General features: G+C 69.9%; 16 protein-coding genes. 8 read left to right on the top strand and 8 right to left on the bottom strand.

Annotated features, from left to right (window positions below):
• Positions 1–7 precede the first annotated feature (7 nt).
• The 5 genes from H4F70_RS09165 to H4F70_RS09145 form a co-directional block, all read right to left on the bottom strand.
• Entirely contained in the window at positions 8–1,135 is a 1,128-nt protein-coding gene (locus H4F70_RS09165) for an acyl-CoA dehydrogenase family protein (protein WP_182359914.1), read from the bottom strand.
• Between the two features lie 9 nt (positions 1,136–1,144).
• Positions 1,145–2,320 (bottom strand): acyl-CoA dehydrogenase family protein, encoded by a 1,176-nt coding sequence (locus H4F70_RS09160; RefSeq protein ID WP_182359913.1) that lies wholly within the window; start codon positions 2,318–2,320, stop codon positions 1,145–1,147.
• A gap of 210 nt (positions 2,321–2,530) precedes the next feature.
• Positions 2,531–3,964 (bottom strand): aldehyde dehydrogenase family protein, encoded by a 1,434-nt coding sequence (locus H4F70_RS09155; RefSeq protein WP_182348132.1) that lies wholly within the window; start codon positions 3,962–3,964, stop codon positions 2,531–2,533.
• Positions 3,961–5,091 carry an NDMA-dependent alcohol dehydrogenase gene (locus H4F70_RS09150; protein WP_182359912.1) on the bottom strand — a complete coding sequence of 377 codons (1,131 nt, stop codon included), beginning with the start codon at positions 5,089–5,091 and terminating at the stop codon, positions 3,961–3,963. The genes H4F70_RS09155 and H4F70_RS09150 overlap by 4 nt, the downstream gene beginning before the upstream one ends.
• A gap of 214 nt (positions 5,092–5,305) precedes the next feature.
• Entirely contained in the window at positions 5,306–7,294 is a 1,989-nt protein-coding gene (locus H4F70_RS09145) for a DEAD/DEAH box helicase (protein ID WP_182359911.1), read from the bottom strand.
• 300 nt (positions 7,295–7,594) lie between these two features.
• On the opposite strand from H4F70_RS09145, the gene H4F70_RS09140 reads away from it, so the two are divergent.
• The gene (locus H4F70_RS09140; protein WP_182359910.1) at positions 7,595–8,347 is read left to right on the top strand and encodes a heme peroxidase; all 753 of its coding nucleotides are present in this window, start codon (positions 7,595–7,597) and stop codon (positions 8,345–8,347) included.
• Between the two features lie 14 nt (positions 8,348–8,361).
• Here H4F70_RS09140 and H4F70_RS09135 read toward each other — a convergent pair whose 3' ends face one another.
• Positions 8,362–9,066 carry an alpha/beta hydrolase gene (locus tag H4F70_RS09135; protein WP_182359909.1) on the bottom strand — a complete coding sequence of 235 codons (705 nt, stop codon included), beginning with the start codon at positions 9,064–9,066 and terminating at the stop codon, positions 8,362–8,364.
• 167 nt (positions 9,067–9,233) lie between these two features.
• Between H4F70_RS09135 and H4F70_RS09130 the strand changes: the two genes are divergently transcribed.
• Positions 9,234–11,030 (top strand): AMP-dependent synthetase/ligase, encoded by a 1,797-nt coding sequence (locus tag H4F70_RS09130; RefSeq protein ID WP_182359908.1) that lies wholly within the window; start codon positions 9,234–9,236, stop codon positions 11,028–11,030.
• A 55-nt stretch (positions 11,031–11,085) separates the two neighbouring features.
• Here H4F70_RS09130 and H4F70_RS09125 read toward each other — a convergent pair whose 3' ends face one another.
• A complete protein-coding gene (locus H4F70_RS09125) occupies positions 11,086–11,751 on the bottom strand; it encodes a TetR/AcrR family transcriptional regulator (protein ID WP_182359907.1) in 666 nt (221 codons plus the stop codon).
• Positions 11,752–11,969: 218 nt separating this feature from the next.
• Here H4F70_RS09125 and H4F70_RS09120 point away from each other — a divergent pair, with 218 nt between their 5' ends.
• The 4 genes from H4F70_RS09120 (at position 11,970) to H4F70_RS09105 (ending at position 21,920) form a co-directional block, all read left to right on the top strand.
• Positions 11,970–13,280, top strand: coding sequence for a D-arabinono-1,4-lactone oxidase (locus tag H4F70_RS09120; RefSeq protein ID WP_235681433.1), 1,311 nt, complete (start codon positions 11,970–11,972; stop codon positions 13,278–13,280).
• 102 nt (positions 13,281–13,382) lie between these two features.
• Positions 13,383–14,165, top strand: coding sequence for a hypothetical protein (locus tag H4F70_RS09115; RefSeq protein WP_182359905.1), 783 nt, complete (start codon positions 13,383–13,385; stop codon positions 14,163–14,165).
• Between the two features lie 135 nt (positions 14,166–14,300).
• Entirely contained in the window at positions 14,301–17,984 is a 3,684-nt protein-coding gene (locus H4F70_RS09110) for an ABC transporter ATP-binding protein (protein WP_235681521.1), read from the top strand.
• 162 nt (positions 17,985–18,146) lie between these two features.
• Positions 18,147–21,920: a multifunctional oxoglutarate decarboxylase/oxoglutarate dehydrogenase thiamine pyrophosphate-binding subunit/dihydrolipoyllysine-residue succinyltransferase subunit gene (locus H4F70_RS09105; RefSeq protein ID WP_182359903.1), complete on the top strand. Its 3,774-nt coding sequence runs from the start codon at positions 18,147–18,149 to the stop codon at positions 21,918–21,920.
• 139 nt (positions 21,921–22,059) lie between these two features.
• On the opposite strand, the gene H4F70_RS09100 is transcribed toward H4F70_RS09105, so the two are convergent.
• Entirely contained in the window at positions 22,060–22,686 is a 627-nt protein-coding gene (locus H4F70_RS09100; protein ID WP_182359902.1) for a TetR/AcrR family transcriptional regulator, read from the bottom strand.
• A 71-nt stretch (positions 22,687–22,757) separates the two neighbouring features.
• Between H4F70_RS09100 and H4F70_RS09095 the strand changes: the two genes are divergently transcribed.
• Both H4F70_RS09095 and H4F70_RS09090 read left to right on the top strand, forming a co-directional pair.
• The gene (locus tag H4F70_RS09095; protein ID WP_182359901.1) at positions 22,758–24,308 is read left to right on the top strand and encodes a flavin-containing monooxygenase; all 1,551 of its coding nucleotides are present in this window, start codon (positions 22,758–22,760) and stop codon (positions 24,306–24,308) included.
• Positions 24,305–25,162: an SDR family NAD(P)-dependent oxidoreductase gene (locus H4F70_RS09090; RefSeq protein WP_182359900.1), complete on the top strand. Its 858-nt coding sequence runs from the start codon at positions 24,305–24,307 to the stop codon at positions 25,160–25,162. The genes H4F70_RS09095 and H4F70_RS09090 overlap by 4 nt, the downstream gene beginning before the upstream one ends.
• Positions 25,163–25,186 lie beyond the last annotated feature (24 nt).

Here is a 25,186-nt window from a genome sequence, read left to right as displayed (position 1 = left end):
CCTGCCGCTACAGCTCGACCACCCCGTGGTCCCGCACACCGTCGACGAGCACGCGCAGGTGTTCCTCACGGCCGCCGAGCGTGTGTTCGATCGCCAGCAACCGGCTGGCGTAGTGCCCCACCGGGTACTCGTCGGTGACGCCGATCCCGCCGTGCAATTGGATAGCCTCCTGCCCGACGACCCGCGCAGATTCGCAGATCTGCAGCTGCACCCGTGAGGCGATCACGGGGTCCGCATCGCCGTCGGCCAGCGACATCGACGCGTACATGCTCATGCTGCGTGCCAGCTCCACGAGCACGTACATGTCCGCGGCCCGCTGCGTGAGAGTCTGGAACGTCGCCAGCGGCACACCGAACTGGCGCCGTGTCCTGAGATAGTCGCTGGTCAAGCGCAGCGCCTCGTCCATCGCGCCCACGGCTTCCGCTGCCAGCCCCGCTTGCGCACGCACCTCGGCGTCCCGGATCACGCCGTCGCAATCGACCGGTTCGCCCAACGGCCGCGCCTCCGCCGAGTCCAGAATCCACTGGCCGGCGCGCAGACCGTCGTGCGTGGCGTACCCGGCGCGTTCGACGCCTTGCGCGTCGGCCTGCACCAGGAAGAGCCCCGTACCACCGTCCGGCAAGGCGGCGCTCACGATCGCCGAGTCGGCGCAATCCCCATGGGGGACGGGATTCTTCACGCCCGTCACCGTCCAGCGGCCGCCGTCCTGCCGGGCCGACGTCGTCACCGCGCGCACCGGCCACCGGGTTCCCGGCTCGTGGTGTGCCAGCACCACCAGCCGTTCGCCGGCGGTGATCCCGGCCAGCAGCTCCGCCCGCTGTTCCGCCGAGCCCTGCCGGGCGATCACACCGCCCGCGACCACGACCACATCGAGGATCGGCTCCGGCACCAGCCGGCGCCCCACCTCCGTCATCACCGCCATCACCTCGATGGGGCCTGCCCCCATACCGCCGTCCTCCTCGGCGAACGGCAATCCGAGCAACCCCATCTCGGCGCACTGCGCCCACACGTCCTTGCTCCACCCCAGGCCGGTGGCCACGGTCTCGCGGCGGGATTCGGGATCGTAGGCCTTCTCGAACAGGTCCGATGCCGCTGCAGCGAGCATCTTCTGCTCATCGGTGTAGGAAAAATCCACGGCGGTTCCTCACAATCCCAGGATCGACTTGGCGATGATCGTCCGCTGGACCTCGTTGGATCCGCTGTAGATCGACACCTTGCGGTAGTTCAGGTAGGTCGGCGTCGCCGCCTGCGCCCACTGCGGGGTCTGCACGTCCGCCGTCGCACGGAAGGGCAGCGCATCGAATCCCGCCACGTCCATCAGAAGCTCGGTCGCAGCCTGCTGCAGCTGGGAACCGCGCAGTTTGAGCAGCGACGAGGCGGGATTGGGCCGGCCATCCGCCGAATCCGCCGCCACCCGCATCTGCGTCAACTCCAACGCGACGAGCTCGTTCTCGAGACGTGCGAAGCGCGCCGCGTACTGCGGCTCGTCCAGCAGCGTGCCGTCGCCCACGCGCAGGGCAGCGGCATGCTCCTTCGCCAGCGCCACGCGCACCTTGGAGGCGCCGAGCCGGGTGACGTTCACGCGCTCGTTGCCCAGCAGGAACTTGGCGTAGCTCCACCCCGCGTTCTCTTCCCCCACGAGGTTCTCCGCGGGCACGCGCACGTCCTCGAAGAAGATTTCATTGACCTCGTGGCCGCCGTCGATCAGCTTGATCGGCCGGACTGTGATCCCCGGCGTTTTCATGTCGATCAGCAGGAAGGAGATGCCCGCCTGTTTCTTCGGTGCGTCCGGGTCCGTACGCACCAGGCAGAAGATCCAGTCCGCATGCTGGCCGAGCGTCGTCCAGGTCTTCTGCCCGTTGACGATGTAGGAATCGCCGTCACGGACGGCGCGCGTCTTGAGTGAGGCGAGGTCCGAGCCGGCCTCCGGCTCGGAGAATCCTTGGCACCACCAGATGTCCAGGTTGGCCGTGGCGGGCAGGAAACGCTTTTTCTGCTCTTCCGAACCGAACTCGGCGATCACCGGGCCCACCATCACGCAGTTGAACGCGAGCGGCTCCGGCACCGATGCCAGCTGCATCTCGGTGAGCCAGATGTGCTTGCGCACATCCGTCCAGTCGCGGCCGCCCCACTCCACCGGCCAGCCCGGCACCGCGAGTCCGGCCTCGTTGAGGATCCGTTGGGTGCGGCGCATCACCTCCGGATCCGCCTCCTCGCCCGCATCGGGCCGGAGGCGCAGCTCCGCGGGAATGTTCGTGGTGAAGAAGTCGCGCATCTCCTGCTGGAATGCGCGGTCCTCCTCCGACAATGCCAACTGCATGAATGTCCTTTCGACGGTTCCCGAAAGCCGCAGGCCCGGACGCCCCCAGTCATGTGTGCGACGTCTCAAGACAACCATAACTTGAACTTGACGTCAACTCCGAAACCCCGCCGGTGTGCGCGCACGCATGCAGAACGGGCGCGGCCCGTGGGTGTCACCCCACGGGCCGCGCCCGTTCCCGTGCCTCCCCGCATCGGCGCGGGACGGCGATCAGCGTTGGATCGACTTGATCTCGAGGAACTCCTCCAGGCCGTAGACGCCGCCCTCGCGGCCGATCCCCGACTGCTTGTAGCCGCCGAAGGGGGCCGCAGTGTTGAACGACCCGCCGTTCACCTCGACCTGACCGGTGCGGATCCGGCGGGCCACCGCGACGGCCGCATCGGTGTCGGCACCCCACACGCCGCCGGCGAGACCGTACTCGGAATCGTTCGCGATGCGCACCGCGTCGTCTTCGTCCTCGTACGCCATGATCGACAGCACCGGACCGAAGATCTCTTCCCGCGCGATCGTCATGTCGGGGGTCACCCCGCTGAACACGGTGGGGCCCACGAAGTATCCGGAATCGAGTCCTGTATCCCTGCCGTCCAACACCAGCTCGGCGCCCTCGGCCACGCCGGATTCGATGTACCCCCGCACCCGCTCGAGCTGACGCGCGTTCACCAGCGGTCCGAGCCGTGCCGCCCCGTCGAACGGGGATCCGGGCGCGAACTGCCGCGCCGCGCCCACGGCCAGCTCCGTCGCTTCGGCCAGGCGCTCCCGCGGCACGAGCATCCGTGTGAGCGCGGTGCACGTCTGGCCGGAGTTCAGGAAGCACTTGAACACGCCGTCCGGCACCGCTTTCGCGAGGTCGGCGCCCTCGAGGAGGACATTGGCCGACTTGCCGCCGAGCTCGAGCGCGACACGCTTGACCGTCTCCGACGCCACCGCGGCCACACGCTTGCCCGCACCGGTCGATCCGGTGAACGACACCATGTCGACGCCAGGATGCCGGGCGATCGCCTCTCCCACCACGGGGCCGGTGCCGCTGACCAGGTTGAACACGCCGGGCGGCAGCCCCGCCGCATCCATGATCTCCGCGAGCGCGTAGCTGACCAGAGGCGCCACCTCCGTCGGCTTGAGCACGACGGTGCACCCCGCCGCCAGCGCCGCACCCACCTTGAGGACCACCTGGTGCAGCGGGTAGTTCCACGGCGTGATCGCCCCGACCACACCGACGGGTTCGCGCACGATCAGCGAGTTGCCGATCTCCTCCGCGTCGAACCCGTACGTGCCGGCGAGCTGGGCGAAGGTCGCCATGTTGGCCGTCGGCATGCCGATCTGGATCGGCGCCGCCAACCGGACCGGCATACCCATGTCCCGCGCGATGAGCTCGGCGAGCTCATCGGCGCGAGAGGACAGACCGTCCGCCACCTTCTGCAGGTAGGACGACCGCTCCCCACCCGGGAGCGCGGACCACTCGTCGAACGCCCTGCGCGCCGCGGCGACAGCGGCGTCGACGTCCGCCGCGCTGCCGTCGGCCACCTGCGCGATGACCTGCTCGGTGGTCGGATCCACGACGTCGATCACGCCGGACGAGGTGGAGTCCGTCCACCGGCCGTCCACGTAGATCCGCGTGCGGTCCGCGACCCCGCCGGGGGACGTCACCGGTCCGCGTCCGTGTAGAGGATGACCCCCCGGATGTTCTTCCCGTCGAGCATGTCCTGGTATCCCTCGTTGATCTGCTCGAGCGAGTACGTCTTGGTCACCAGATCATCCAGGTTGAGCTTGCCCGCCTTGTACATCGACAGCAGGTCCGGGATCTCCGCCTTGGGGTTCGCGCCGCCGAAGATCGCGCCGCGCAGCTCCTTCTGCAGCATCGTGAACAGGAACAGATTGAGCTTGACGTCCATGTCCGCCATGCCGCCCATGCCGACCACCGTCACGCGGCCGCCCTTCTTCGTCAGCGTGAGCGCGGGGTCGATGTCCTCGCCGTTGATCCTGCCCACGGTGATGATGGTCTTGTCGGCCATCTTGCCCCAGGTCATCTCCATCACCGGCGCGATGGCCTCGGCCATGGACGGGTAGGCGTGGGTGGCGCCGAACTTCTTGGCCTCCTCGCGGTGGAACTCGGACGGATCGACGACGATCACGCGCTTGGCGCCGGAGACCGCCGCGCCCTGGACCGAGTTCATGCCGACGCCGCCGGCCCCGACCACGATCACGGTCTCCCCCGGCGCGACCTCCGCGACGTTCGTCGCCGAACCCCAGCCCGTCGTCACTCCGCACCCGACGAGACAGGCCACCTCGAAGGGGATCTCCTCGTCGATCTTCACCACCGAGGACATGTGGACGGTGGCGTACGGCGAGAACGTGCCCAGAAGGCACATCGGGATGACGTCCTCGCCTGCCGCAGTCTGGATGCGCCGGGTGCCGTCGCTGATCGACTCACCTGTGAGCAGGTACATCCCCAGATCGCACAGGTTCGAATGACCGGTCACGCACGGCTCGCACTTGCCGCAGGACGGGATGAACGAGAAGACCACGTGGTCCCCGACTTTGACGTCCGTGACGCCCTCGCCCACCTGGACGACCTTGCCGGCGCCCTCGTGCCCGCCCATCACCGGGAACGCCGGCATCGGCGTGTCCCCGGTGACGATGTGATGGTCCGAGTGGCACATCCCGGACGCGTGCAGCTCCACCATCACCTCGCCGGCATGCGGCTCGCCGACCTTGATCTCCTCGACGCTCCACGGCTGGTTGAGTCCGCGCAGGATCGCACCCTTGGTCTTCATGCCCGTCTGGCCTTTCGTCGAACCTCGGAGACGCCCGGGAGGGCGCACCGTCGTGGTTCGAACATAAACGGTCCGACAGCAGTTGTGAAGGGCACTACAAGAACACGTTCCATTCTGCGGTCCGCACGCCGGTAGACGCGCTGCGCAGAAACTCTACGGCGTGTCCGAACAGTGGACACCGCTCAAAGTGAAACGAGTTCCACCAGTGGGAACGCTATCCGCGCGGGCCGTCCCACTTCCGCCGCGCGCCGCCCGAGCGCTTGCCACCGTGATCTCCGTCACGCGGGCCCCGGCCGCCTTTGCGGTGCCCGCCGCCGCGCCCCTTCCCCGCGAAGGAACCCGGACGCCCGGACGGCGGGCCGCTGTCCGGCTTGAGGTCGATCAACTCACCGCAGACCCGCGTGTGACGCAGGGCCGCGAACGTCTCACGGGACAGGTCGGCGGGCAGCTCCACCAGCGAGTACTCGCCGCGGATGCTGATGTGGCCGAAATCCGCGCGGCCCAAGCCGCCCTCGTTCGCGAGCGCACCGACGATCGCGCCCGGCTGCACGCCGTGACGGCGGCCCACCTGGATCTTGTACGTGGAGAACCCCGCGCCGTTGCGGCCCCGCGGCCGATCGCGCCCGCCGCGATCCCGATCGTTCTTGCGGCCCTTGCCGTGATCGCGGCGCTCGGGCTCCGGCGCCAGCAGGAACGACTCCCCGTCCCGCGACTGCGTCGCCAACGCCGCCGCGATATCGACCATCGGCACGTCGTGCTCGCGCTGGTACTCCTCGATCAGCTGGCGGAACAGCTCGACCATCGGCGCCTCGAGGCTCGCGGTGATCGAATCGGCGAACTTCGACACCCGCTGGGCGTTGACGTCGTCGACTGTCGGCAGGCTCATCTCCTCGAGCGGCTGGCGTGTGGCACGCTCGATGGCTTTGAGCAGGCGGGTCTCCCGCGGGGAGACGAAAAGCAACGCCTGTCCGGCCCGCCCGGCGCGCCCCGTGCGGCCGATGCGGTGCACGTAGGCCTCGGTGTCGTGCGGAATGTCGTAGTTGACGACATGCGAGATCCGGTCGACGTCGAGCCCGCGCGCCGCCACGTCCGTCGCCACCAGGATGTCGATGCGGCCGTCCTTGAGCTGGCCGATGGTGCGCTCACGCTGTGCTTGGACGATGTCGCCGTTGATCGCCGCCGCGGCAAGCCCCCGTGCGCGCAGCTTCTCCGCGAGGTCTTCGGTCGCCTGCTTGGTGCGCACGAAGATGATCATCGCGTCGAAGTCCTCGACTTCGAGGATGCGCGTGAGCGCATCGAGCTTGCGCTGGTTGGACACGGACACCCACCGTTGGGTGATGTTGCGCGCGGTCGCCGTCTTGCCCTTGATGGTGACCTCGGCCGGATTGTCGAGGTAGCGCTTGGACAGTTTCCGGATCCCCGCCGGCATCGTGGCCGAGAACAACGCGACCTGCTTGGACTCCGGCGTGTCGGCCAGGATCCGCTCGACGTCTTCCTGGAAGCCCATCTTGAGCATTTCGTCGGCCTCGTCGAGCACGAGGAACTCGAGCTCGCTCAGGTCCAGCGTGCCCTTGTCGAGGTGGTCGATGATGCGACCGGGCGTGCCGACCACCACCTGGACGCCGCGGCGCAGGCCGGACAGCTGGACGCCGTAGCTCTGGCCGCCGTAGATCGGCAGCACGTGCACGCCCGACTGATGGACCGAGTAGCTTCCGAACGCCTCGGACACCTGCAGCGCGAGCTCGCGGGTGGGGGCGAGGACCAGCGCCCGCGGCTTCTTGCCGCCGGGGACGATCCGGCTCAGCACGGGCACCGCGAAGGCGGCGGTCTTGCCGGTGCCGGTCTGCGCCAGCCCCACCACGTCACGCCCGGCCAGCAGCAGCGGGATGGTCTCGGCCTGGATCGGCGACGGGGTCTCGTAGCCCACGTCGCCGAGCGCGCGCAGGACCTCGGGCGCGATGCCGAGATCAGCGAAGGACAGCTCGTCCGGGGACGACGCCGGAGCGGACCCCGCGGCCGACGGCCCCTCGGCGTCGCCTGCGTCCGGGGCCCGGTCACCCGCGGGACGCGCATCCGGGCGCCGCCCGGCGTCACTCACGTCGCCGGCGGACACGTCGTCTGCGGGGGTGTCTTCAGTGGAAGTGGGCTCGTCGGCAGGAAGAGGGTCGCTCGCGCGGGGGCCGACGCTGTTATCATCATTCATTTGCCCAGGATTTTATACCATTCGGGCCGCGGCCCCCGCGCCGAGTCCCCATCGTGAAGCGGGGCGCGGCGCCGTGCGTCTCCCGCCTCCCAGCGACGTGTCCAGCGCCACCCGGCCGATCCAGCGTCACCCGGCCGACGGCCTCGACGGGCACGCGCGCCCCGCGCACGGGAAGGTAACAGCCGCATCACGGCATGCGATGTGGCAGGCAGAGGGTGCGCCGGCACGCGCACGGGCCCGCCCGACTACGGCGCGGCCCCGGCACCGGCGGGCATCGAAGCCGACATGTGAGGGGCGACCGTGACGAGCACCGCCGAATCCGCCGACGCCGCGGACGCCTTCGTCAGAGCGGTGCGGGTACGGCTCGGCGAGCCGCGCACGTGGACGCGCCACGACCGCTTCCACGACAGCCTGGCGCTCTGCATCATCGACGCGGTGCAGTCCACCGCCGCCCAGTACGACAAATCGGTGCTCACGGTGGACAGGTACCGGGCGTACCGGCGCGCCCAGGGCGTCGAGGACGTCGTCGACGGCGCCAGGGACCTGCTGCGGACCTTCGAGCAGGTGGGCGGATCGCTGGTGTGGAGCGGCAAGGTCGGCCGCTACAAGATGCCTTACGGGGACGCGAACGCGGTGCGCGCCATGGCGATCCAGGACGCCGCTGAGAGGCTGCGCGCCTTCGGCGTCGACACTGTGGAAGACCTGCGGGCCGCCGCGCACGACCCGGAACGCCATCGGGCGTTGCGCGGTGCCTGGCTTTCCGCCTCCAGCGCCACCGACGAGGTCAACTGGGCCTACCTGCTCATGCTCGCGGGTGCGCCCGGCGTACTGCCCGGCTCGCTGACCACGTCGTTCGCCGCGGATGCACTCGGGATCGCACATGCGTCCGACGTCCCCGGCCCCCGAAAAGTCCATGCACTCGTCGCGGCGGCCGCCGACGCCGTCGGCACCACGCCGGTGGAACTCGAACACGCGGTCTGGCGGTGGGAGCTCAACCGCGTGTCGCCGGCCGCCATCCCCTACGCGGCCGCCGCACCGCTCGCCGCCGCCTGACGGTTCGCCTCCGATCACCCCTGCGGTTCCGCGAGTCCGACGGCGAACCCCGCGATCGCGTCCGCCACCTCGACGCGGACGTGCTCGTGCGGAAGATCGTGCCCCGCCCCGTCGTACACGACGACACGGGTGTCGCACCGCCCCCGCAGCGCCCGGACCACACCCTCCGCCGGCACGATCCGGTCGTCGGCGCCGTGCAGGACCAGAGTCGGCGTGCCGGCACCGCGCACGAAACGTCGGCGCACCGCGTCGATCGCCGCGCGCCGTGCCACCACCTCGGGTGCGTCGTCCCCCGGCCGCGGGGACCGTCCGCGATCCGGCGCCGCGAACGGGACGCCGGACAGCACCAATCCGGCACAAAGCCGCGGCGAGTGCATCGCGAGTTCGGCGGCCACGACTGCGCCGAGCGAGTGGCCGACCAGCACAGGGCCAGGACCGCCGCCTTGCCCGGCCAGGGCGGTCAAGCGGCGCGCGTTCTCGACGAGCCCCTCCATCGGCCCGAGCCGCCCCGGCGCGCCCTCCGTCATCCCGTGCCCCACGTGATCCAGCGCCCACACTTCCACTCCGCGCCGGGTGAGCAGCCGTGCGAACCCGCCGTAATCGCCGCTGTGCTGACCGAGCCCGTGCAGCAGCACCACCACGGGCGGCACGCCGGACCCGTCCACGCACCGCCAACGGCGGTAGAACACCTGGCCCGCGGCCCCCGCGAAGAACGGCATTGCGCGATCATCGCACCGCCGGGGCGCCACGCGTCCGGCACCGCGGCGCTGTGAGGGCTACCGGCGGGTAACCGCCCTCGCCGCGGCGGAACCCATCCGCTATGGTTTGACTCACAGCGACCAGGTGAGGGCGGTCACCGTTCCACCGGCCACAGAAGGGGGTTCCCATGACCGAACTGGCGGTTCCGGCGTCGTACACGATCGCCGACGACGATTCGCTCTCTGCCACCGTCTACCGATACGCCCAGGACGCCCCGCACTTCGTGCCGTTCCGGCGGGTCGTGGCGGGCGCGTGGACGGACGTCACCGCGACGCAGTTCGCCGACGAGGTGACGGCATTGGCCAAAGGCCTCATCGCCTCCGGGATCAAGCATGGCGACCGCGTCGCGTTGATGTCGCCCACCCGGTACGAGTGGGTGGCGCTCGACTTCGCCATCTGGACGGTGGGCGCGTGCACGGTCGCGATCTACGAGACCTCCTCCGCCGACCAGGCGGAGTGGATCCTCTCGGACTCGGGCAGCCGCATGCTCATCGTCGCGTCCAAAGAACATGCCGCCGTCACACGGGGCGTCGTCGACCGTCTCGACAACGTCGGAGAACTGCTGCTTCTCGACGACGACCGCGGCGCGATCGACGTGCTCGTCGAACGCGGCGCCCAGGTCGCCGACGACGAGGTCACGGCTCGCCGCACGGCCGTGCGCGCCGCCGACGCGGCCACCCTGGTATACACCTCCGGAACCACCGGCCGCCCCAAGGGCGCGCAGCTCACCCACTTCAACCTGCTCTCCGAGGGTGCCGCGGCCAGCGCTGCACTGGGCGACATGATGACCGAGGGCAAGAGCACGCTGCTGTTCCTGCCGCTGGCGCACATCTTCGCCCGCGCCATCTCGGTCGGCGCGTTCATGTCCAGGATCACCGTGGGCCACACCGCCGACATCGCGAACCTTGTGGACCACTTCGCCGTGTTCCAGCCCACCTTCGTCCTGTCCGTCCCCCGGGTCTTCGAGAAGGTGTACAACACCGCGAAGCAGAAGGCCGAGGACGGGGGCAAGGGCAAGATCTTCGCCGCCGCCGAGGCCGCCGCGATCGAATGGAGCAAGTCGCTCGACACCGGCGGCCCCGGCCTGCTCCTCAACCTCAAACACACGCTGTTCGACAAGCTCGTCTACAGCAAGCTCAAGGCGGCGCTCGGCGGCAGGTGCGAGGCCGCGGTGTCCGGCGGCGGCCCTCTCGGCGCGCGGCTCGGCCACTTCTATCGGGGCATCGGCGTCACCATCTACGAGGGCTACGGGCTCACCGAGACGACCGCGGCCGTCACCGTCAACACGCCGCAGGCGCAACGCATCGGATCGGTGGGCAGGCCGGTGGAGGGCTGCGCCGTCCGGACCGCCGACGACGGGGAGGTGCTGCTCAAGGGCAACGTCGTGTTCGGCGGCTACTGGAACAATGCGACCGCCACCGACGACTCGATACGCGACGGGTGGTTCCACACCGGCGACCTGGGCAAGCTCGACGAGGACGGCTATCTGTTCATCACCGGGCGCAAGAAGGAGATCATCGTCACCGCGGCCGGCAAGAACGTGGCGCCGAGCGGCCTCGAGGACAGCCTGCGGGCGCATCCGCTCATCAGCCAGGCGATGGTGGTCGGCGACGCGAAGCCGTTCATCGCCGCACTCATCACCCTCGACCCCGAGGCGGCCCCGGGATGGCTCGAGCGCAACGGAAAGCCCGCCGGCACGTCGATGGCCACGCTGGCCAAGGACCCGGACCTGGTGGCGGAGATCGATTCCGCGGTGCAGACGGCCAACGCGGCCGTGTCGCGGGCGGAGCAGGTCAAGAAGTTCTCCGTGCTCACCACCGATTTCACGGTGGAGGGCGGCGAGCTCACCCCCACGCTCAAGCTCAAGCGCAACGTCGTCACGTCCACCTATGCGGACGACATCGAGGCCTTGTACTCCAAGTGACAGTGCACCTCCGCGGGCCGACCCGGCCCGCGGAGGCCCCGCTGGTCGCGGGTGGTCAGCCTGCTTCGACGGCGAGTTCCACCACGAACGCCGTGAAATCGTCCAGCTGGGTGTGCACCGCCTCCGTATCGCGGTCGACCAGCCAGCGCAGGACGAGCCCGTCGATGAACGTCAGCGCCACGCGCGCCACGTACTCCACGGGCCTGGCCCACTCGATACCGGACGCGCGTGCGGCCTCCTCGAGGAACTCGACCGCCACCGAATCCGTGACCACGTACTGGCGCGCGGCCAGCGCATGCGCGGCGGCGTCCCGCTCGGACCCTTCCTGCCCCGCCCCCCGTCGCAGGGCGTAGGTGGTGATCTCGTAGGTGAGCAGCTGGACGTTGGGGGTGGACTCGATCAGCCCCCACATCCTCTCGACCCCGCGGCGCAGGTATTCGTGCAGGCCCTCGCGCCCCTGTGGAACCTGCTCCGCGCCCTCGTCCGGAGCGTAGGCCTCTGCCATCGCCTCACCGAGCATCGCGACGATGTTGCTGATGGCCGCAGCCATCAGCTCCTCTTTGCTCTCGAAGCAGTAGTGCACGACGCCGAGCGACACCCCGGCCTCGTCGGCCACGCGGCGGATCGTGACGGACCCGAAGCCCTCCGCCTCCGCCAGCGTCAACGCCGCGTGCACCAACTGCGCACGACGCTCTTCCGCGGGCAATCGGGTGTTCGCCATTCGACCTGTCACCTGTGTACCGTCCTGACTGCCAGACCGGGGGCGGCGCCCCGGATCCACGTGCCGCGCCGCTCGCCGCGACCGAACTTCTACTGGATCACATTCCACTGCCTGTGATCTTTTCACCACACCGGACCTTACGGGCACCGTTCCCCGCTCTAAAATCCGACATGTTCTCCCGAATTGCCTTGGACCATCGTCCAGTCCATACTGGGATTGTGACCGGTACTACATGGAGTAACTGGGCGGATTGCGCCCACGCCGCACCACAGGTCGTCGCGCACCCCGCGAACGCGGAGGAGGTCGCGGGCCTGATCAAGCAGGCTGCCGCCGCCGGAACCCCGGTCAAGGCGGTCGGCGCGGGGCATTCGTTCACACCGGTGGCGGTGACCGCGGGGATGCAGATCCACCTGGACCGCCTCACCGGGATCTCCGCCGTCGTGCCCACCGCGGACGGCGCACATGTCACCGCCTACGCCGGCACCCGCCTGGAACGCCTCAACGAGTTGCTGTGGTCGCTGGGACTGTCGATGATCAACCTGGGCGACATCGACGTGCAGACGCTCGCCGGCGCCATCGCCACCGGCACCCACGGCACCGGCGCGGCCTTCGGCGGCCTGGCCACCCAGGTCGTCGGCCTCGAGATCGTCACGGCCGCGGGCGAGGTGGTGGCGTGCTCGGCGGAGCAGAACCCCACGCTCTTCGAGGCCGCCAGGCTCGGCCTCGGCGCGCTCGGCGTCATCACCACGATGACCATCGACTGCCGCAACGCCTACGTCATGCACGCGGAGGAAAGGCCCGAGCCGCTCGACGCGGTGCTGTCCGACCTGGACCGCATCCGCACGTCCGTCGACCATTTCGAGTTCTACTGGTGGCCGCACACGCACCGCGTGCTCACGAAGCGCAACACCCGGCTGCCCGGGTCGACACCGCTGCGCCCCGTCGGCCGCATCCGCGGGTACATCGACGACGAGCTGTTGTCCAACACCGTCTTCGGCGGGATCAACGCGGTGTCCACCCGCGTGCCCGCGATCATCCCGCGCGCCAACGCGCTGGCGGCACGCCTGCTGTCCCCGCGTGAGTTCACCGACGCCGCGCACCGCGTGTTCGCCTCCTCGCGACGCGTGCGGTTCCGGGAGATGGAGTACGCGATCCCGGTCGCGGAGCTGCCCGGCGTACTCGAAAGGATGGACCGGTTGCTCACCGACGGCGGACACCGGATCGGATTCCCCGTCGAGGTGCGTTTCGCCGCGGCGGACGACGTATGGCTGTCCACGGCGCACGGTCGCGACACCGCCTACGTGGCCGTGCACATGTACTGGAAGCAGGATCACCGGCGGTATTTCCGCGCGGTGGAGGACATCGCACGGTCGGTGGACGGCCGCCCCCACTGGGGCAAGCTGCACGGCCGGACCGCGGCGGACCTGCGGCCCGCCTATCCGCGGTTCGACGACTTCGTCGCCGTGCGGGACGAGGTCGACCCCGACCGCGTGTTCGGCAACGACCACCTCACCCGCGTTCTGGGATGAGCATCCCGCCCGGCCGGCACCGCGCGCCCGGATGACATGATGCGCCCTGGCGATTCCCGCACCTGATCATCGCGCGGGCCCCGATCGACCCCGAGGAGGCACGTGGACGCACATACCGCGGCCGTCATCGGGCTCGCATGGTCGCGCGGTCTGTCGCTGCACGATGATGCCGCCTTCTCCCATGCCGGTGAGCGCGTGCTGGTGCGCGATGACGCGCTCCCCGGGCTCGAGTTCGTCGAGCTGTTCGGCGCCTCGGCGCTCCGAGGTCCCGGCCGTCTCGTCGACGCGGCGGCGCAGCTGCCGTCCTCCGCCTTTCTCGACGGCACCGCGGTGTCCGCCGTCGCCGCGGACCGGCCGGGCGCCGGGACGCGCACGGCGTCGCGTGAGCGACTCGCGTTCCGCGACCACTACGCGCCCGCCGCGCCTCCGGGCGCCGCCGTGCCGGTGGTCTCGCGCAGCCCGCTCGATGCCGCCCGGGTACTCGACGCCGCGCCGGCCGACGACTCGAGGGACGTCGTCCGCATCCTGGGCGCCTCCTCCGCCCCGGGAGCAGAACACGACCCGGCGGGAGCGGCGGCGCCGGACCCTGCGCCGCCCTGCACGCTCGTGCTCGACGACGGATCGCGCGTGGCACTCGCGGGCTACGCCGCTGTGCACCATCTGCTGGCGGACCTGCGCGTGGTCACCGCTGCGACGTTCCGCCGGCGCGGGCACGCCCGCACCATCGCCGACATCGCCGTGGGCGAGGCACTCGACAGCGGGCTGATCTGCCAGGCGAGGATCCGCGTGGAATCCCTCGCCGCCGCGGCCCTCGCGGACAGCCTGGGATTCACCGACGCGGGAAGCCGGGTCGTCATCGTCCCGGGGCGGGCATACGATCACTGACATGGGATCGAACGGGCCGGTGCGCGGCTGTCACGCATGCCGCCGCAGCCCCGCTACAGGCGCCGCCCGGTGACGGATGCCGACCCGGCTTCCCGCACCGCCTCCCCACCCGGGTGGCTGCGCCGGTTGTGGGCGATGTGCATGGCGCGGCGCGGCGTGCTCTTCGGCGCCTTGGCGATGTCCGCCGGCGCCACGGTCATGGAACTGACGTTCCCCCTGCTCACCCGCAGCGCGCTCGACGATGCCACCGCCGGCCGTACCGCGACGATCGCCGGCATCGCGGCGGCCATCGCGGCGCTCGCGTGCGTCCGCTGGGCGTGCATGTTCGGGCGCCGGGTCCTCGCGGGGCGGCTCTCCCTCGACGTGCAGCACGACCTGCGCCTGCATCTGCTGGCCACCGTGCAACGGCTCGACGGCCGCGCGCAGGACCGGATCCGCACCGGGCAGGTGGTGTCGCGCTCGATCACCGACCTGCAGCTGACGCAGGGCCTGCTGGCGATGTTCCCGATGGTCGTCGGCTCGGCGCTGCAATTCGTGCTGGCCCTCGCGATCATGGCGTACTTGTCGCCTCTGCTCACCGTCGTCGCGTTGGCGGTGGCGCCCTGCATCACCGCGGTGGCCTATGTCAGCCGCAAGTCCATGCACGCCGCCACGTGGTCCGCCCAGCAGGGGGCGGCGGACCTCGCACAGCACGTCGAGGAGACGGTCACCGGCGTCCGTGTGGTGAAGGGCTTCGGGCAGGAGTCGCGCATGATCGCGCGCATCGAGACGCTGGGCCGCACCCTCTACGCCCGCCGGATGCGCGCCGCCCGGGTCAACGCGCGCTTCGCCCCCGCGCTGGCCGCGCTCCCCCAGCTCGGACTCGTCGCCGTCATCGCGCTCGGCGGCTGGCTGGCACTGCAGGGCTCGCTCACCATCGGCACGTTCCTGGCCTTCGCCACCTACATCACGCGCTTGGCGGCGATCGCCCGGATCATGGCAGGGATGCTCGTCATGGTGCAGCTCTCCCGTGCTGCCGCAGAGCGGGTCTTCGGCGTGATCGACACCCGGCCCACGATCGGCGAGCCCGACATCCCGTCCACTCTGCCGGACGGTCCCGTGGGCGTGCAGGTCCGGAACGTCGACTTCGCATACACGCCGGGCCGTCCGGTCTTCGACGACCTGAACCTCACCGTCGTCCCCGGCGAGACCCTCGTGCTCGTCGGCCCCACCGGATCCGGAAAATCGGCACTGGCCCAGCTCCTGGACCGCTTCTACGATCCCGACGCGGGCACCCTCGCGTTCACGTCCGGTGCCGCCCGGGTGGACCTGCGCGAGCTTGCTCTGCAGAGCGTGCGCGAAACGGCGGCCGTGGTATTCGACGAGCCCTTCCTGTTCTCCGACTCCATCGCGGCGAACATCGCACTGGGCAGGCCGTCCGCCTCGGACGAGGAGATCCGCGCCGCCGCGGTGGCCGCGGACGCCGACGAGTTCATCGCCGCACTGCCCGCCGGCTACGCCACACAGGTGGGCGAACGCGGACTCACCCTGTCCGGCGGCCAGCGGCAGCGGATCGCACTCGCTCGGGCGATCCTGCAGGACCCACGCCTGCTCGTGCTCGACGACGCGACGTCGGCCGTGGACGCGGAGACCGAGGCGCGGATCTTCGCCGCGCTGCGCGACGGACGCGCCGACCGCACGACGATCGTCATCGCGCACCGCCGTTCCACCCTCGCCCTCGCCGACCGCATCGCCGTGCTCGACCGCGGCCGCATCGTCGATTCCGGCAGCGAGACCGAGCTGCTCGCACGCAGCGGCTTGTTCCGCGAGCTCATCCACCCCGAGCTCGGCCGCCCCCGCGACGAGTCGGCGGGCGACACGGACGCCGAAGCGGACGGAGTCGCCGGCGGAGAGCCGGACTCCGCGCGGCTCTGGCCCCGGGAACCCGCTGCCACCCGGGAAACCCCGCCGGAGGAGCACGACGACGGCGCATTGGGCGCGATGGCCGCGACGCCGGAGCTGCGCAGAGCGCTCGCGGCACTTCCCCCCGCCGCCGAGGATCCGCACATGGACCATCGCGACCTGCGCGCGCCGGACCTCGAGTTCCGCCTGCGGCGCATGCTCGCACCGGTGGCGCCCTTGCTGGCTCTGGTGGCGCTGCTCGTGGCCCTCGATACGGCGGTCGGGTTGTCCTTCCCGATCATCATCCGATACGCGATCGACCACGGTGTGCTCCCTCACCGACCGCATATCCTCTATCTCACAGCCGCGGGCGCCGCCGCGATCGTCGCCGTCAACTGGGTCATCGTGTCCCGGATGACGGTGCTCACCGCGCGCGCTGGCGAACGGCTCCTCTACGGCCTCCGCGTGCGCAGCTACAGCCACCTGCAGCGCCTGGGCCTCGACTACTACGAGAAAACGCTGTCCGGTCGCATCATGACCCGGATGACCACCGACGTCGACGCCCTCTCGTCCTTCCTGCAGACGGGGCTGTCGACGGCGATCGTCGCGGTGCTGACGATCATCGGGGTGCTCTCTGCACTCCTCGTAACGGACCCGACCCTGGGGCTGGTGGCGCTGTGCGCGCTTCCCCCGCTCATCGCCGCCACCGTGGTCTTCCGGCGCATCTCCTCGGCCGCCTACACGACCTCACGCGAGCGGGTGTCGGCCGTCAACGCGGACTTCCAGGAGAACATCACCGGCCTGCGTACGACGCAGTCCCACCGGCGCGAGCAGACTGCCGCGACCCGGTTCACCGGCCTGGCGGAGTCGTACCTGCGCTCACGCATGCGCGCCCAGGTGGCGATCTCGGTGTACTTCCCGCTGATCACGCTGATTTCCGACCTCGTTCTCGCGGCCATCGTGTTCGTCGGCGCGCGGCAGGTGGCCGCCGGGACCACCTCGGCCGGCACGCTCGCCGCCTTCGTGCTGTATCTGGGGCTGCTGTTCGGCCCCGTCCAGCAACTCTCGCAAGTGTTCGACGGGTATCAGCAGGCGCGGGTGGGCCTGCGCCGGATCGGCGAGCTGCTGCGGACCCCCGGCTCCATCGTCGACCCCACCGGTTCTCCCGACGCCGTCCCCGTGGGCCGCCTCGACGGCGCCGTCGCCCTGGCCGGCGTGGACTTCCGGTACGCACCCGAATCCCCGCCCGCCCTGACCGGAGTGGACCTGGAGATCGCGCCGGGCACCACCGTGGCACTGGTCGGGCGCACCGGGGCGGGCAAATCGACCATCGTCAAGCTCATCGCGCGCTTCTACGACGCGACCTCCGGCGAGGTGCGGGTCGGCAGCACCGACATCCGCCGCCATCCCCTGCACGACTACCGCCGACGGCTGGGCGTCGTCCCCCAGGAAGCGCACCTGTTCACCGGGACCGTGGCCGACAACATCGCTTTCGGCCGGCCGGACGCCTCCCGCTGCCAGGTCGAGGACGCGGCCCGGTCCGTGGGCGCCCTTCCCGCCATCAGCGGTCTCGACGGCGGGATGCTCCATCCCGTCGGCGAGCGGGGTCAGGGATTGTCGGCCGGACAGCGTCAGCTCATCGCCCTGGCGCGCGCGGAGCTCGTCGACCCGGACATCCTCCTGCTCGACGAGGCGACCGCCACATTGGACCCCGTGACGGAATTCACAGTACTCGCGGCGGGGCGCAGGGTGCGCCGCGATCGCACCGCCGTCCTCGTCGCCCACCGGCTGGCCACCGCCGAACAGGCGGACGAGATCGTGGTCGTCGACGGCGGCAGGATCGTGGAACGGGGCGCGCCGCAGGCCCTTCGCCATGCCGGCGGCCACTACTCGCGGCTGCTCGCCGCCGCCGCGAGCACCGAGGCCGCACGTGCCTGAACCACCCCCGTCCGAGGGGCCTTTGCGCGCTGCCCGCCGCCGCCGCGCCGGGCAGCGGCGCGAAACAGGATGACGTAGCGCCCCGACGGTGCGGACACGATAGCCTGTACAGGCATGCACGCTGATCGATGAGCGAAGAACGAAACGAGGCGAATTTCTGCCGTGACCAGCAGCTCGACGTCGCAGTTCGGCCAAAACCAGTGGTTGGTCGAGGAGATGTACCAGCGCTTCCAGGAGGACCCCTCCTCCGTGGACGCCAGTTGGCATGATTTCCTCGCCGATTACCAGCCCGGTGCCGGTGAGAACGGCCGCTCCCCCGGGCACGCGCCCGCCGCGACGACGTCCACCACCGCGCCCACCGCCGGCCAGCGCACCGCGGAGCCCGCCGCCACTCCTGCACCGGCCCGGAAGGAACCCGCCCAGGCCGCACCCGCCAAGCCCGCGCCCGCTCAGAAGCCCCCCGCCGGACAGAACGCCGCCGCCCCCCAGGCCGGCCCATCCTCCTCGAAGCCCGCGCCCGCCACGTCGGCGCCCGCCGCCAAGGCCGCCCCGGCCAAGGCGGACTCCGGCGACGGAACCGAGAGCAAGGTCCTACGCGGCCCTGCAGCCGCCGTCGCCAGGAACATGACCTCCTCCCTGTCGATCCCCACGGCGACGTCGGTGCGCGCGATCCCCGCCAAGCTGATGATCGACAACCGGGTGGTGGCGAACAACCACCTGCAGCGCACCCGCGGCGGCAAGGTGTCGTTCACGCACATCCTCGGCTACGCGCTCGTCCGCGCCATCGCCAGCTTCCCGGGGATGAACCGCCACTTCGCCGAGGTCGACGGCAAGCCCCACATCGTCACCCCCGAACACGTCAACCTTGGCCTGGCCATCGACCTGCCCGGCAAGGACGGCAACCGTTCCCTCGTGGTGGCGGCCATCAAGAATTGCGAGACGATGAGCTTCTCGCGCTTCTGGAACGCCTACGAGGACATCGTCCGCCGCGCCCGCGACGGCAAGCTCACGATCGCCGACTTCAGCGGCGTGACGATCTCGCTGACCAATCCGGGCACCATCGGCACCGTGCACTCGGTGCCGCGCCTCATGCAGGGGCAGGGCGCCATCATCGGCGTCGGCGCCATGGAGTACCCCGCGGAGTTCCAGGGCTCCAGCGACGAACGGCTCGCCGAGGTGGGCGTCGGCAAACTGCTCACGCTCACCTCCACCTACGACCACCGCATCATCCAGGGCGCGGAGTCCGGCGACTTCCTGCGCCGCATCCACACGCTGCTGCTCTCCGACGAGTTCTGGGACGAGCTGTTCACCGACCTGCGGGTCCCGTACGAGCCGGTGCGCTGGCGGCAGGACATCGCCGAGGGCGTGATCGACAAGAACACGCGGGTGCTCGAGCTCATCGCGGCCTACCGCAACCGCGGCCACCTCATGGCCGACACCGATCCGCTGCGCCTGGACCCCGCACGGTTCCACAGCCACCCCGACCTCGACGTGCTGAGCCACCATCTCACGCTGTGGGACCTCGACCGCGAGTTCAACGTGGGCGGCTTCGCCGGACACGACAGGATGAAGCTGCGCGACGTGCTCGGCGTGCTGCGCAACGCGTACTGCCGCACCATGGGCATCGAGTACACCCACATCCTCGACCCGGAGCAGCGCGAGTGGCTGCAGCACCGCATAGAGGTGCCGCACACCAAGCCCGCGGTCGCCGAGCAGAAATACATCCTGAGCAAGCTCAACGCCGCCGAGGCGTTCGAGACCTTCCTGCAGACCAAGTACGTCGGCCAGAAGAGGTTCTCGCTCGAGGGCGCGGAGACGGTGATCCCCATGATGGACGCCGTCATCGACCAGGCCGCCGAGTTCGCGTTGGACGAAGTCGTCATCGGTATGCCGCACCGCGGCCGCCTCAACGTGCTCGCCAATATCGTCGGCAAGCCGTACAAGCAGATCTTCACCGAGTTCGAAGGCAACATGAACCCGAAGGCCTCCCACGGCTCGGGTGACGTGAAGTACCACCTCGGCTCGTCCGGCACGTACATCCAGATGTTCGGCGACAACGACATCACCGTGTCGCTCACCGCCAACCCGTCGCACCTCGAGGCCGTCGACCCGGTCCTGGAGGGCCTGGTGCGCGCCAAGCAGGACCTGCTGGACAAGGGCCAGGACGGCTTCACCGTGCTGCCCATGCTGCTGCACGGCGACGCGGCCTTCGCCGGCCAGGGCGTCGTCGCGGAGACGCTCAACCTCGCCCAGCTGCGCGGCTACCGCACCGGCGGCACCGTGCACATCATCGTCAACAACCAGGTGGGCTTCACCACCGCGCCGGAGTACTCGCGCTCGTCCGAGTACTGCACCGACGTCGCGAAGATGATCGATGCGCCGATCTTTCACGTCAACGGCGACGATCCGGAGGCCTGCGTGCGGGTCGCCAAGCTCGCCGTCGACTTCCGGCAGCGGTTCGGCAAGGACGTCGTCATCGACATGATCTGCTACCGGCGCCGCGGGCACAACGAGGGCGACGACCCGTCGATGACCCAGCCGCAGATGTACGACGTCATCGACAGCAAGCGCAGCGTCCGCAAGAGCTACACCGAGGCGCTCATCGGCCGCGGCGACATCTCGCTGGACGAGGCCGAGGCCGCGCTGCGCGACTACCAGGGCCAGCTGGAGCGGGTCTTCAACGAGGTGCGCGAACTCGAGAAGTACACCGCCGAGCCCAGCCCCTCGGTCCTCGAGGACCAGACGCTGCGCACCAGCCTGGTGACCGCCATCGACCCGACGCTCGTCCAGCGCATCGGCGACGCCCACCTGGGCTTCCCCGAAGCGTTCACCGTGCACCCGCGCGTCAAGCCCGTGCTCGAGCGCCGGCACAAGATGTCGCGTGAGGGCGGCGTCGACTGGGCCTTCGCCGAGCTCCTCGCCTTCGGTTCGCTGGTCTACGAGGGCCGCCTGGTGCGGCTGTCCGGCCAGGACTCGCGGCGCGGCACCTTCAGCCAGCGCCATTCCGTGCTCATCGACCGTCAGGACGAAGCCGAATACACTCCGCTGTCCAACCTGGGCGGCGACAAGGGCGGCAAGTTCCTCGCCTACGATTCGGCGCTCACGGAGTTCGCGGGACTCGGCTTCGAGTACGGGTACTCCGTCGGCAACCCCGATGCGCTGGTGCTGTGGGAGGCGCAGTTCGGCGACTTCGTCAACGGCGCCCAGTCGATCATCGACGAGTTCATCTCGTCCGGCGAGGCCAAGTGGGGGCAGCGGTCCAACGTGATCATGCTGCTGCCGCACGGGCACGAGGGCCAGGGGCCCGACCACACCTCCGGGCGTATCGAACGGTTCCTGCAGCTGTGCGCCGAGGGCTCGATGACCGTGGCCGTGCCGTCGACCCCGGCCAACTACTTCCACCTGCTGCGGCGGCACGCCTACGACGGCATCCACCGGCCCCTGGTGGTGTTCACGCCCAAGTCGATGCTGCGCAACAAGGCCGCGGTCAGCCCGGTCTCGGACTTCACCGACAACAAGTTCCGTTCGGTGATGCAGGACCCGCACTTCGCGACCGGCGGAGGCGACCGCAACGCGGTGACCAAGGTCCTCCTGGTCAGCGGAAAGCTCTACTACGAGCTGGCGGCCAAGCGTGACAAGGAGAACATCACCGACACGGCGATCGTCCGGCTCGAGCAGCTGTACCCGCTGCCGCGGCGCCGCATCCGGGAGGCGCTGGAGGCCTACCCCAATGCCACCGAGGTCCGGTGGGTGCAGGAGGAGCCCGGCAACCAGGGCGCCTGGCCGACGATCGGGCTCGCACTGCCGGACCTGCTTCCGGACCTGCTCGGCAACCTCCAGCGGATCTCGCGGCGCCCCATGTCGGCCCCGTCCTCCGGGTCCAGCAAGGTGCACGCCGTGGAGCAGCACGAGGTGATCGAGGCGGCGTTCGCCTAGCCGGCCGCCACATGCACCCGCCGACGGTGCACGACGCTGAGGGCCCCGCCCCGGACCGATTCCGGGGCGGGGCCCTCACGCACCCGGGCCGTCATTCATCCGCGTCCCACACATCGGAGGCCCCACAACATCGGAGGCCTCACACATCGGAGGCTGCGAGCAGCGCCAGCGCCTGCTCCGGGCGCATGGCCACCGCCGGCAGCGCCCAGTTGAGCAATCCCAGCAGCTCCTCACGGGAGACTCCGGGCTCGCGCAGCCAGCTGATCACCGTCTCCTCGACGAACGCCACCCACCCGCGCGCCGCCAGCTCCACACGCGGCGTCACCTCGACACCGATCTGCGGAACCCGCTCGAGGACACGCTGTGTGAGCACGCCCCGGGTGTACTCGAATACGGCGCGCATCTCCGGATCGTTGCTCGTGCTCCCCCGCAGCAGCGACACATACCCGTCCCGGTTCTCTGTGACGTAGTCCAGATATGCCGCCAGCGACGCGCTGAGCTGCTCGAGCGGGGGCAGCGACGGGTCCGGATCGGTGAACGCGATCATCTCCTCGCTCAGGTGCCGGACCACCGCCAGCAGGTACCCCTGCTTGGAACCGAAGTAGTGGAAGATCAGCCCGCGCGACACGCCCGCCTTCTCCGCGAGCTCCTCGACCGACACCGTGTCGATGGACCGGCCGCTGAGCATCTCGACGCCGAGGGTCACAAGCTGGCGGCGGCGGGCCTGCGGGCTGAGTCTGGTGCGCTTCTCTTCCACGGCAGCCATTCTACTGACTCGAAGTCAATTGCCGCGCCCCTACTATTGACTCACGTTCAATAGCGTTCTACATTCGAGGCATGACCACAGCGACCAACGGCCGCGCGGACCGATCCGCCGTGCCTCGGCACGTCCGCACGCTCATCATCGGCAGCGGATTCTCCGGGCTCGGCGCCGCCATCAAGCTCGACCAGGCGGGACAGGGGGACTTCCTCGTCCTCGAGCGGGGGCTCGAGGTGGGCGGCACCTGGCGGGACAACACCTACCCGGGGGCCGCCTGCGACGTGCCGTCGCAGCTGTACTCGTACTCGTTCGCGCTCAACCCGGACTGGTCGCGCTCGTTCTCGCGCCAGGAAGAGATCCAGGCCTACATCCGCTCGGTCGCGGAGCGCTCCGGCGTGCTCGGCCGGCACCGGTTCGGCGTCGAAGTTCTCGGCGCGGATTGGGACGGCGACGCCGCGCGCTGGCGTGTGCAGACCACCGAAGGCGACTACACGGCGGACGCCGTCATCGCAGCGGTCGGTGCACTGTGCGAACCCGCACTCCCGGACATCAAGGGGATCTCCGGATTCCGGGGAGAGCTCTTCCATTCGTCGCAGTGGAACCACGACGCGGACCTCACCGGCAAGCGCGTGGCGATCATCGGCACCGGCGCATCGGCCATCCAGATCGTGCCGTCGATCGCCGCCGACGTCGCGCACCTGGACGTCTACCAGCGCACCGCACCCTGGGTCATGCCGCGCGCGGACCGTCGCTACTCCCCCGCCGAACGGTTCGCCTTCCGGCACGTCCCCGGATTCCAGCGGCTGGCCCGCGCCGGGGTCTACGCCATGCGCGAAACCCAGGTGGTGGGCCTCGCACGCATGCCCGCGCTGCTCAAGCCGCTGCAACTCGCGGCGCAGCTGCATCTGCGCCGCGGCATCAAGGACCGCGCGCTGCGCCGGAAGGTCACGCCGGACTTCACGATCGGCTGCAAGCGCATGCTCATCTCCAATGACTACTACCCCGCCCTCGACCGGGACGACGTCGACGTGGTCACCGATCCCATCAGGGAGGTCACCGCCCACTCGATCATCACCGCGGACGGCACGGAGCGCCCCGTGGACGCGCTGATCGTGGCCACCGGATTCCACGTCACCGACTCGCCCACCTTCGAGGTGATCCGCGGCCGTTCCGGCGACTCGCTGGCGCAGACGTGGCGGCGCATCGGCATGCAGGCCTACAAGGGCACCACGGTGGCCGGCTTCCCCAACATGTTCTTCATGGTGGGCCCCAATACCGGCCTCGGCCACAGCTCGATGGTCTACATGATCGAATCGCAGATCAACTACGTCGTCGACGCGGTGGCCACGATGCACCGGCGCGGCCTCGCGACGGTGGAGGTGCGCGGCGACGTGCAGGACCACTTCAACCGCAAGCTCCAGGAACAGCTGGCCCCGTCGGTGTGGATGACGGGCGGCTGCGCCAGCTGGTACCTGGACAGCCACGGCAACAACACCACCCTGTGGCCCGGATTCACCTTCGATTTCCGCCGCAGCACCAGGCGCTTCGATCTGGACGCCTACCACCTGACCACCCGACCGACCGGCCGCGACCGCGCCGGCGCGAACCTCGAGGAGAGCGCATCATGACCGACATCTCAGGCAAAGTGGCAGTGGTCACCGGCGCGGGCTCCGGCATCGGGCGGGCACTCGCACTCCAGCTGGCGAAGGGCGGTGCGCGGCTCGCGCTGTCCGACATGGACACCCTGGGCCTGACCGAAACCGTCCGGCAGGCCGAGCAACTCGGCGCGGACGTCCACTCGGCTCCTCTCGACGTCACCCAGCGTGAGGCCGTCATCGACTACGCCGCGGCGGTCGACGAGCACTTCGGCACCGTCAACCTGGTGTTCAACAATGCGGGAATCGCCTTCACCGGCGAGGTGGAGATCTCCGAGTTCAAAGACATTGAGCGCGTCATGGACGTGGACTTCTGGGGTGTCGTCAACGGCACCAAGGCGTTCCTGCCTTATCTCATCGCGTCCGGCGACGGGCACATCGTCAACACATCGAGCCTTTTCGGGCTCCTCGCCGTCCCCGGCCAGAGCGCCTACAACGCGGCCAAGTTCGCGGTGCGCGGGTTCACCGAAGCACTGCGCCAGGAAATGCTTTCCGCCGGCAGACCCGTCCGGGTCACCTGCGTGCATCCCGGGGGCATCAAGACCGCGATCGCCCGCAACAGCACGACGGCGGACGGCTACCAGCAGCGCGATTTCGCCCAGTTCTTCGACCGCTACCTGGCCCACACCAGCCCCGAAGCCGCCGCGCGCCGCATCCTCAAGGGCGTCGACGCGGACCGCGGACGCGTCCTCATCGGCCTCGACGCCCGCGCCCTGGACCTGTTCGTCCGGGTCACGGGGCCCGGCTACCAACGCGTCGTCTCCGCGGTCACGGGGCTGCTGATGCCCAAACCGCAGGGGTCCGCCTCCTCGCCCGAGGCCCGCTGACGCCGACCGGAAAGGACCGAGACA

Source organism: Tomitella gaofuii (assembly GCF_014126825.1).
Lineage (GTDB): Bacteria > Actinomycetota > Actinomycetes > Mycobacteriales > Mycobacteriaceae > Tomitella > Tomitella gaofuii.
Note: the sequence above shows the minus strand (reverse complement) of the source record. Positions and strands in the feature narration are given on the sequence as shown.